Source organism: Nonomuraea turkmeniaca, from assembly GCF_005889735.1.
In the GTDB taxonomy this organism is placed as follows: domain Bacteria; phylum Actinomycetota; class Actinomycetes; order Streptosporangiales; family Streptosporangiaceae; genus Nonomuraea; species Nonomuraea turkmeniaca.
Window position 1 is genome coordinate 1 of record NZ_VCKY01000335.1, and the last position, 9157, is coordinate 9157.

A 9157-nucleotide genomic window follows, 5' to 3' on the forward strand; every position below is an offset into this window, starting at 1 on the left:
CGGCTCCGCAGGCCGCGCCCCCGGCGCAGCCGGTCGGCGAGCCCACGCCGCTGCCGTCGGGCGAGAGCCCCTACGTGACGCCGCTGGTGCGCAAGCTCGCCAACGAACACGGCGTCGACCTCGACGCCATCAACGGCACCGGCGTCGGCGGCCGCATCCGCAAGCAGGATGTGCTCGAGGCGGCCAAGGCGCAGCGCGAGAAGGCCACCGCGGCCCAGGCCGCGCCGGCGCCCGCCGCCGCCCAGCCCGCTCCGGCCGCCGCCGCCGCGGCTCCGGCCGCGCAGGCTCCGGTCGCCGCGGCGCCCGAGCCCGTGGAGGTCGACACGACTCTGCGGGGCCGTACGGAGAAGATGTCGCGGCTGCGTCAGACCATCGCCAAGCGCATGGTCGAGTCGCTGCAGACGGCCGCGCAGCTCACGTCGGTCGTCGAGGTGGACGTCTCCAAGATCGCGCGGCTGCGGGCGAAGGCGAAGGACGACTTCCTCCGCCGCGAGGGCGTGAAGCTGACCTTCACCCCGTTCTTCGCGATGGCCGCGGTCGAGGCGCTCAAGCAGCACCCGAAGCTCAACGCGACGATCAACAACGAGACCAACGAGGTGACCTACTTCGACGTCGAGAACCTCGGCGTCGCGGTGGACACCGAGCGCGGCCTGCTGGCGGCGGTCGTCAAGAACGCCGGCGACCTCAACCTGGCCGGTCTCGCCCGCAAGATCACCGACGTGGCCGACCGCACCCGCAACAACCAGGTGACGCCCGACGAGCTCACCGGCGGCACGTTCACGCTGACCAACACCGGCAGCCGGGGCGCGCTGTTCGACACGCCGATCCTCAACCAGCCGCAGGTCGGCATGCTCGGCACCGGCGCCGTCGTGAAGCGGCCCGTGGTGGTCGACACGCCTGAGGGCGAGGTCATCGCGGTGCGCTCGATGGTCTACCTGGCGCTGACCTACGACCACCGCCTGGTGGACGGGGCCGACGCGGCGCGCTTCCTGACGACGATCAAGCGCCGTCTCGAGGAGGGCCGCTTCGAGGCCCAGCTCGGTCTGGCGTAGGGGGTTCGATGGAGAGGAGGCCGGGCGGCTCCGCCCGGCCTCCTCCTTCTGCCGCCGGACGGTGTGGGGCTCGTGGGGATGGGCGGCCGCCGGCGGTCCACAGGGCGTGGTCGGCGTGCCGACCGCCGTTCCCACGGCGTGTCCAGGACGGGGCGCGTACTGTGAACGTATGGCGATCATCGTGACGGGAGCGTCGGGGTTGCTCGGCACGGCTCTGGTGGCGGCGCTGCGGGCCGAGGGGCGCGAGGTCGTCAAGCTGGTGCGCCGGGAGCCCAGGAGCCCCGACGAGGCCTACTGGCAGCCCGCCGAGCAGGTCGTCGACGTGGCCGCGCTGGAGGGCGCCGACGCCGTGGTGCATCTGGCCGGGGCGTCGATCGGGGACAAGCGGTGGAGCGCGGCGTACAAGCGGGAGCTCGTCGGCAGCCGCGTGGAGGGCACGCGGGTGCTCGTGGACGCGTTGCGCAGGCTGGCCAAGCCGCCCGAGATGCTCCTGTCGGCCTCCGGGGTGGACTTCTACGGCGACACCGGCGACCTGGAGATCGACGAGGGCCAGGGCAAGGGCACGGGCTTCCTGTCGGACCTGTGCGAGCAGTGGGAGGCCGAGGCGCGGCGGGCCGAGGAGGCGGGCATCAGGACCGTGCTGGCGCGCAGCGGGCTGGCGTTGAGCCGGCGGGGCGGGGTGCTGGGACGGACGCTGCCGCTCTTCAAGATGGGGCTGGGGGCGCCGCTGGGGTCGGGCAAGCAGTACTGGTCGTGGATCTCGCTGCACGACTGGGTGGGAGCCGCCCGACATGTCCTGGAAAATCGGGACGTGGTGGGGCCGGTCAACTTCACCTCCCCCTCCCCCGTCACCAACGCCGAGTTCACCCGTACGGTCGCCAAGGCCGTGGGCAGGAGCATGATGCCGATGCCCGTCCCGGCGTTCGCGCTGTCCATCGGGCTCGGCGAGTTCGCGCGCGAGGGATTGTTGCCCGGACATCGCATCCTGCCGCGCAAGCTGCTCGACAGCGGCTACGGCTTCACCCATAGCCGCCTCGACGAGGCGCTGGCCGCCGTACTCTAGTGGCCGTTCATCCTTCTTTCAGGTGGGAGACCTTTGACATGACCCGGTCAGGACAGTCGCACATCCTCGCGATCGGGGGCGGCTCGTTCCGCCCGAGCCCGCGCTACAGCTTCATCGAGGCGAGCGGCCTCCTGCGCTACGGGCTCGACCTGACCGGCCAGGACCGGCCGAAGCTCGGCGTGCTCGCCACCGCCACCGGCGACGCGTCTGACTGGCTGCTGAAGATGTACGGCGCCTTCGCGGGCTGGGACGTCGAGCTGAGCCATCTGACGGTGTTCCCGATGCCCAACGTCGACGATCCCAGGGCGTGGATCCTGGATCAGGACATGATCTACGTGAGCGGCGGCAGTGTGGCCAATCTCATGGCGTTGTGGCGGCTGCACGGGCTCGACGCGGCGTTCGAGGAGGCGTGGCGGGCCGGAGTGGTGCTCACCGGGCAGAGCGCCGGCGCCCTGTGCTGGCACGTGGGCGGCAACACCGACTCCTTCGGCCCCGAGCTGCGGCCGTGGTCCGAGGGGCTCGCGCTGCTGCCCTACTCGTGCGGCGTGCACTACGACTCCGACCCGCAGCGGCGCACGCTGCTGCAGGAGTCGGTGGCCAACGGCGAGCTGCCCCCCGGCTACGCCGCGGACGAGGGCGTCGGCCTGCATTACGTGGGCACCGAGTTCATCCAGGCGGTGTCCGTCGAGCCCGGCGGCTACGCCTACCGGCTCGAACTCGAAGGGCCGGGCAGGGTCAAGGAGTTCAGGATCGAGCCTCGTCTCCTCACCCCCTGAATTACCCTTCAAGGGTGAGGGAACGGCACAATAGGCTCATGCGCCCCACCCACGGGGACGATCCCCACGCACTCGCCATCGTCCGCCTCGGCGTCGACGTCCCCTATGAGCAGGCCTGGTCGCTGCAGCGCTGGGCGCACGGCAAGCGCGTGGCGGGCGAGCTGTCCGACACCGTCCTGCTTCTCGAGCACGCGCCCGTCTACACCGCGGGCAAGCGCACGGCCCCGCACGAGCGCCCGGCCGACGGCACCCCGGTCATCGACGTCGACCGGGGCGGCCGGCTCACCTGGCACGGTCCCGGGCAGCTCGTCGCCTACCCGATCATCGGCGGTGTCACGGACGTGATCACGTACGCGTGCCGCCTCGAGGAGACGATGATCCAGGTGTGCGCCGACTTCGGCGTCACGGCCCGGCGGGTGTCCGGCAGGGGCGGCGTGTGGGCGATCGGCGATCCCAGCCTGGGGCTGCCGGACCGCCAGCTCGGGGCGGTCGGCATCCGGGTCTCCCGCGGTGTCACCATGCACGGCTTCGCGCTCAACTGCGCCAACGACCCCCGCTGGTTCAACCGCATCGCGCCGTGCGGGCTGCCCGACGTGGGCGTCTCCTCGTTGTCGGCGGAGACCGGCCGGCGCATCGTGGTCGAGGAGGTCCTCCCGATCGCGGAGAAGCGGCTGGCCGAGGCGCTCGGCATGGAGCCGTTCGACCTGCACGAAGAGGATCTGCTCCGGCGGTAACCGGATCGGCATTTAATAGGCTCGAAAATCGGGATATCTCCGGCTTACCATCGCCCGTGTGAAGCGCCTGCCGGCACTCCTCGTCGCACTCGCCGTGCACCTGATGACGCTGGGCTTCGTCGTGCTCGGCGCGTGGACCATACTGACGCGCGCGGATTCGCTGCTCTCATGGCTGTTCGGCGCTCTGTGCCTGGCCATCGGCTGGGTGCTGCGGCCGCGCCTGGGCCGGCTGCCCGCCGACGCCGAGGTGCTCGATCGCGACTCGGCCCCGGAGCTGTACGCCGTCGCCGAGCGCGTGGCGGACCGGGTCGGCGTCAAGCGGCCGCGCAAGGTCGCGGTCAGGGACCTGGCGACCGAGACCCGCTATGACCGCGTGGGCCTGCCGCGTACGCCGGTGCTGGTCGTGGGCCTGCCTCTGTGGCTGGCGCTGCCGCCCAGGCAGCGCGTGACGCTGCTGGCGACGGCGTACGCACGCGTGCCGACCGGCGAGGAGCTGGTCGTGAGCGGCGCGCTGGACACGCTGGAGGCCTGGCGGGACGCCCTGATGGAGGCCGGGCCGCTGCGGGTCAGGGAGGAGGCGCAAACCAGGATCACCGCCGCCTCGCTGGGCGTCGCCGACCAGCCGGGGACCACGTACGAGGTGGCGGGGTTCCTCGGCCGCCTGGTCGGCCGGGTGCTCGGCGGCCCCGTGCTGCTGGTGAGGTACGTGCTGAGGCGGCTGGCCCGCGTCGGCAAGCCCCGTACCAGGGAGCGGCAGGAGGGGCTGGCACGGCGGGTCGCCTCCCCCGCGGAGCTCGCCGAGCTGGAGGAGCTGAAGGCCGGTGGCTACCTGGCGCCGATGCAGGCGGCGGCGCTGCGCGGCGAGACCGCGACGGCGATCCGACAGGGCGCGCTGGCCAGATCCAGGCTCACCGCGGACGGCGTGCTCACCTCGGCCCCGCACTGCGAGCTGCTCGGCACGCGCGAGTCCGAGCGCGTCGACGAGGAGCTGACGAGCCACTACGCACGCGCGATCCGCGGCTTCGGACTCATCACGTGACCCTTGAACGGGCCGGTTCACGAGGAGACGTAAGCTGAGGAGGTGACCGTTGCTCCTGAAGGCCGAAAGCTCCTCCGCCTGGAGGTGCGTAACGCCGAAACCCCTATCGAGCGCAAGCCCCCGTGGATCAAGACCAAGCTCAAGACGGGCCCCGAATACACCGAGCTGAAATCGCTCGTGCGCCGCGAGGGCCTGCACACGGTCTGTGAAGAGGCGGGCTGTCCCAATATCTACGAGTGCTGGGAAGACCGCGAGGCGACCTTCCTCATCGGCGGCGACCAGTGCACGCGCCGCTGCGACTTCTGCCAGATCGACACGGGCAAGCCGAAGGAGTACGACCGGGACGAGCCGCGCCGGGTCGCCGAGTCCGTCGAGCAGATGGGCCTGAAGTACGCGACCGTGACCGGCGTGGCCCGCGACGACCTGCCCGACGGCGGGGCCTGGCTCTACGCCGAGACCGCCCGCCAGATCCACGCCCTGCTGCCCGGCTGCGGCGTCGAGCTGCTGGTGCCGGACTTCAACGGCAACCGCGACCAGCTGGAGGAGGTCTTCTCCAGCAAGCCTGAGGTGTTCGCGCACAACGTGGAGACGGTGCCGCGGATCTTCAAGCGCATCCGTCCCGCGTTCCGCTACGACCGCTCCCTCGGCGTGATCACGATGGCCCGGGAGGCCGGGCTGGTCACCAAGTCCAACCTGATCCTGGGCATGGGCGAGACCCGCGAGGAGATCGTCGAGGCCATGCGCGACCTGCACGCGGCCGGCACCGACCTGCTGACGATCACTCAATACCTGCGGCCGACGCCCCGCCATCACCCGGTGGAGCGGTGGGTGAAGCCGGAGGAGTTCGTCGAGCTGCAGGCCGAGGCCGAAGCGATCGGGTTCGCCGGCGTCCTGTCCGGGCCGCTGGTCCGCTCGTCCTACCGGGCGGGCAGGCTCTACAAGCAGGCCATCGAGGCTCGCCAGACCGCTTGAGGCCGGCTGAGGACAGCCCCGGGCGCGCTCGCCCGGGGCTCCTTCGCTTTCGTGTGCAGGGGAGCGTGGTTACCATGGCCCGGGGGCAGCCGACGGAGGGCGACGGGGCATGGCCGTACTGATCCGCACCAGTGATGTGCCGGCCAAGCGCCGCCACGACGCCTGGCGGAGCATCGTGTGCGACACCCTCGGCCCCCTCGACTTACGCATCGATCCCGACGCGCCGCTGCGGGGCGAGATCGAGATGGGGCGGCTCGGCTCCGTGGGCGTGGGCCGGATACGCACCTCCACGCCGCACAGTGTGCACCGCACCGCCGGGCTGATCCACCGCGACAACCCCGACCTCTACCGGGTGGTGCTGGCCCTGTCGGGCAGCCCGCGCCTCGCCCAGGACGACCGGCGCGCGCAGCTGAGCCGGGGCGAGTTCGCGATCTACGACTTCACCCGGCCGTACGAGCTGGCCTATGACAGCGCCGTGCAGCTGGCCGTGTTCAGCTTCCCGCACGACCTGCTCGCGCTGCCCGCGGGCTCGGTCGCCGCGCTCACCGCACTGCCCATCAGCGCGGACTCCGGCGCCGGCGCGCTGGCCGTGCCGCTGCTGCGCCGGGTGGCGACGGACCTCGACACGTACGCGCCGGCCAGCGCGGCCCGGCTGTCGACCGTGGTGATGGACCTGGTCAGCACCGCGGTGGCCGAGCGCTTGGAGCTGACGCGGACCCTGCCGGCCGACTCGCGGCAGCGGACGCTGCTGCTGCGTGTGCACACCTTCATCGAGCAGCGCCTGGGCGAGATCGACCTCGACCCGGGCACGATCGCGGCCGCGCACCACGTCTCCGTGCGCTACCTGCACCGGCTGTTCGAGGCCGAGAACACGACGGTGGCCGCCTGGATCAGGCAGCGGCGGCTGGAACGCTGCCGCGCGGAGCTGGCCCGGGGCGGCGACGAGCCGGTGAGCGCGATCGCGGCCCGCTGGGGACTGCCGGACTCCGCGCACTTCAGCAGGCTGTTCCGGCGCGCGTACGGGATGCCGCCCGCCGAATACCGCCGCGCCAACACTGTGCGCTGAACGTCAATCCGCCTGGCACCCAGATCCAAGACCGGCGAGCCCTTCGTCAGCAGACTTAAGGCATCAACCGATCGAGGGAATGGATCAGGAAAATGCAGCTCTTCGTCAACCTGCCGGTCAAGGACCTGGACCGGTCGAAGGAGTTCTTCGCCGGGCTCGGCTTCCAGCTCTTCGGCATGGCCGAGGGCATGGCCTCCGTGATCATCAGCGAGGAGACGCAGGTGATGTTGCTGACCGAGCCGGTGTTCGCCTCGTTCATCACCAAAGAGGTGGGTGACGCCGGACGGGCCACCGAGGCGATCCTGGTGCTCGGGATGGAGAACCCGCAGCAGGTGGACGAGCTGGTCGACAAGGCCCTGGCGGCCGGCGCGACCCCGGCGGGCGTCAAGCACGAGGACGGCTTCAGGTACCAGCGCGGCTTCGCCGACCTGGACGGCCACCACTGGGAGGCGCTGTGCCTGGTACAGCCCGCGTCCTGAGCGACACGGCGCTCTCCGCCGACGGCACCAGGATCGTGTACGACACCTGTGGCTCGGGCCCGGCGGTGATCCTGGTCGCCGGGGCCATGATGGAACGGGCGCACCCCACGCTGGCCGGGGTGGCGGACGCGCTGGCGCCGTGGTTCACGGTCTGCTCCTACGACCGCAGAGGCCGCGGTGACAGCGGGGACACGGCTCCGTACGCGGTCGAGCGGGAGGTCGAGGATCTCGCCGCCGTCATGACGGCGGCCGGCGGGTCCGCCATGGTGTTCGGCGGCTCGTCCGGGGCGGCACTGGCGCTGGAGGCCGCGGTGCGGCTGCCGGGCATCGCCAAGCTGGCGTTGTGGGAGCCGCCGTACCACGTGGACGACAGCGCGCCCGCGCTGCCCGATGACTTCGCGGCGCAGCTGGCCGCGCTGGTCGAGTCGGGCCGGCGGGCGGAGGCGGCCGAGCGGTTCCTGGTGGAGGCGGCCGAGGTGCCGGTCGGGATGGTGGCCGGGATGCGGGCGCAGCCGTTCTGGGCGCAGGTCGAGGCGGTCGCGCACACGCTGGCGTACGAGGCCGCCGTGCTGGGCCCCGGCAACGCGCTGCCCGCCGGGCGGATCGCGGCGATCAGGCGGCCGACGCTCGTGCTCAACGGCGAGGACAGTCCCGGGTGGATGCGGAACGCGGGCGCGGCGGTCGCGGCGGCGGTGCCGGGCGCGGTGCACCGGGTGCTGGAGGAGCAGGCACATGACGTGGCCGTCACGGCGCTGGTGCCCGAGCTGCTCGAGTTCTTCGCGCTTTAGGTAACGCTAAGGTAACAAACCTATCGAGCGGTTGGTTTTCTGGGTGAGACTGGGCGGGTGGACTTCGACGAACTGATCGCCCGCCTGGACCTCAGCACCAAGATCCGGCTGCTCACCGGGGCGGACATGTGGTCACTCCCGCCGGTTCCCGAGATCGGGCTGGACCGGCTCGTGATGAGCGACGGGCCCATCGGGGTTCGGGGCGAGCAGTGGAGCCCGGGCGATCCGTCGATCGCGCTGCCGAGCCCGACCGCGCTCGCCGCGACCTGGGACCTGGACCTGGTCAGGCGGGCCGGGCGGCTGCTCGCTCAGGAGGCCCGCCGCAAGGGGGTGCACGTGCTGCTCGCCCCCACGCTCAACCTGCACCGGACGCCGCTCGGTGGGCGGCATTTCGAGTGCTTCTCGGAGGACGCGTACCTGACGGGCGAGGTCGGGGCGGCATACGTCGAGGGTGTGCAGGAGGGCGGGGTGGCCACGACGCCCAAGCACTTCGTGGCCAACGATTTCGAAACCGACCGGTTCACCGCGGACGTCCGGGTGGGCGAGAAGGCGTTGCGGGAGGTGTACCTGCGGCCTTTCGAGCGGGTCGTGGTGGCCGGCGCCTGGGGCGTCATGACCGCGTACAACTCGGTCAACGGCACGACCATGACCGAGCACTCCGAGCTGGTCAACGGTGTGTTGAAGGGCGAGTGGGGGTTCGACGGGTTCGTCGTGTCCGACTGGACGGCGGTGCGCTCCACCGAGGCGGCCGCCATGGGCGGGACCGACGTGGCGATGCCGGGGCCGTACGGGCCGTGGGGCGAGAAGCTGGAGGCGGCGGTGCGGGAAGGGCGGGTGCCCGAGGCCGTCGTCGACGACCGGATCCGCCGCATCCTGCGCCTGGCCTCCCGCGTCGGCGCCCTTCGCACCCCGGACGCACCCGCCTTCCCGCCCACCGGCACTCCGGCGATCGATGGTGCCTCGCTGGCACGTGAGCTCGCCGCGCGCGCGTTCACGCTGCTCACCAACGACGGTGTCCTGCCGCTCCAGGGCGCTCCGACGATCGCCGTCATCGGCTCGGCCGCGAACGAGGCGCGCGTCATGGGCGGCGGCAGTGCCCAGGTCTTCCCCGACCGGATCGTGTCACCCCTGGAGGGCCTGGCCGGGCGGGCCGACGTCCGGTACGCGATCGGCACCGATCCCCGCGTC

The 9157-nt window shown here is 71.8% G+C and carries 10 protein-coding genes; all 10 read left to right on the forward strand.

Going from position 1 to position 9157, the window contains the following annotated elements:
* A partial coding sequence (gene sucB / locus ETD86_RS49935) for a 2-oxoglutarate dehydrogenase, E2 component, dihydrolipoamide succinyltransferase (RefSeq protein ID WP_138673642.1) occupies window positions 1-1052 on the forward strand: 1052 nt, incomplete at its 5' end.
* A gap of 169 nt (window positions 1053-1221) precedes the next feature.
* Window positions 1222-2115 (forward strand): TIGR01777 family oxidoreductase, encoded by an 894-nt coding sequence (locus tag ETD86_RS49940; protein ID WP_138673643.1) that lies wholly within the window; start codon window positions 1222-1224, stop codon window positions 2113-2115.
* Window positions 2116-2153: 38 nt separating this feature from the next.
* Entirely contained in the window at window positions 2154-2891 is a 738-nt protein-coding gene (locus ETD86_RS49945) for a Type 1 glutamine amidotransferase-like domain-containing protein (RefSeq protein ID WP_138673644.1), read from the forward strand.
* 38 nt (window positions 2892-2929) lie between these two features.
* Window positions 2930-3625 carry a lipoyl(octanoyl) transferase LipB gene (gene lipB / locus ETD86_RS49950; protein ID WP_138673645.1) on the forward strand — a complete coding sequence of 232 codons (696 nt, stop codon included), beginning with the start codon at window positions 2930-2932 and terminating at the stop codon, window positions 3623-3625.
* 58 nt (window positions 3626-3683) lie between these two features.
* Entirely contained in the window at window positions 3684-4664 is a 981-nt protein-coding gene (locus ETD86_RS49955; protein WP_138673646.1) for a M48 family metallopeptidase, read from the forward strand.
* Between the two features lie 42 nt (window positions 4665-4706).
* Window positions 4707-5636, forward strand: a complete 930-nt coding sequence (gene lipA, locus ETD86_RS49960; protein ID WP_138673647.1) for a lipoyl synthase — start codon at window positions 4707-4709, stop codon at window positions 5634-5636.
* 109 nt (window positions 5637-5745) lie between these two features.
* Complete coding sequence (locus ETD86_RS49965; protein WP_138673648.1) at window positions 5746-6702, forward strand: AraC-like ligand-binding domain-containing protein; 957 nt, start codon at window positions 5746-5748, stop codon at window positions 6700-6702.
* Window positions 6703-6794: 92 nt separating this feature from the next.
* Window positions 6795-7181 (forward strand): VOC family protein, encoded by a 387-nt coding sequence (locus tag ETD86_RS49970; RefSeq protein WP_138673649.1) that lies wholly within the window; start codon window positions 6795-6797, stop codon window positions 7179-7181.
* On the forward strand, window positions 7157-7969 hold the full coding sequence (locus tag ETD86_RS49975) for an alpha/beta fold hydrolase (protein WP_138673650.1): 813 nt from the start codon (window positions 7157-7159) through the stop codon (window positions 7967-7969). Before ETD86_RS49970 ends, ETD86_RS49975 begins: the two co-directional genes overlap by 25 nt.
* A 57-nt stretch (window positions 7970-8026) precedes the next feature.
* Window positions 8027-9157, forward strand: a 1131-nt coding sequence (locus ETD86_RS49980) for a glycoside hydrolase family 3 protein (RefSeq protein WP_138673651.1), incomplete at its 3' end; no start/stop codon positions are given.

Coding starts and splice junctions, on each gene's coding strand:
- lipB (WP_138673645.1), top strand. CDS start 2,930: ATGCGCCCCACCCACGGGGACGATCCCCACGCACTCGCCATCGTCCGC.
- ETD86_RS49945 (WP_138673644.1), top strand. CDS start 2,154: ATGACCCGGTCAGGACAGTCGCACATCCTCGCGATCGGGGGCGGCTCG.
- ETD86_RS49940 (WP_138673643.1), top strand. CDS start 1,222: ATGGCGATCATCGTGACGGGAGCGTCGGGGTTGCTCGGCACGGCTCTG.
- ETD86_RS49965 (WP_138673648.1), top strand. CDS start 5,746: ATGGCCGTACTGATCCGCACCAGTGATGTGCCGGCCAAGCGCCGCCAC.
- ETD86_RS49970 (WP_138673649.1), top strand. CDS start 6,795: ATGCAGCTCTTCGTCAACCTGCCGGTCAAGGACCTGGACCGGTCGAAG.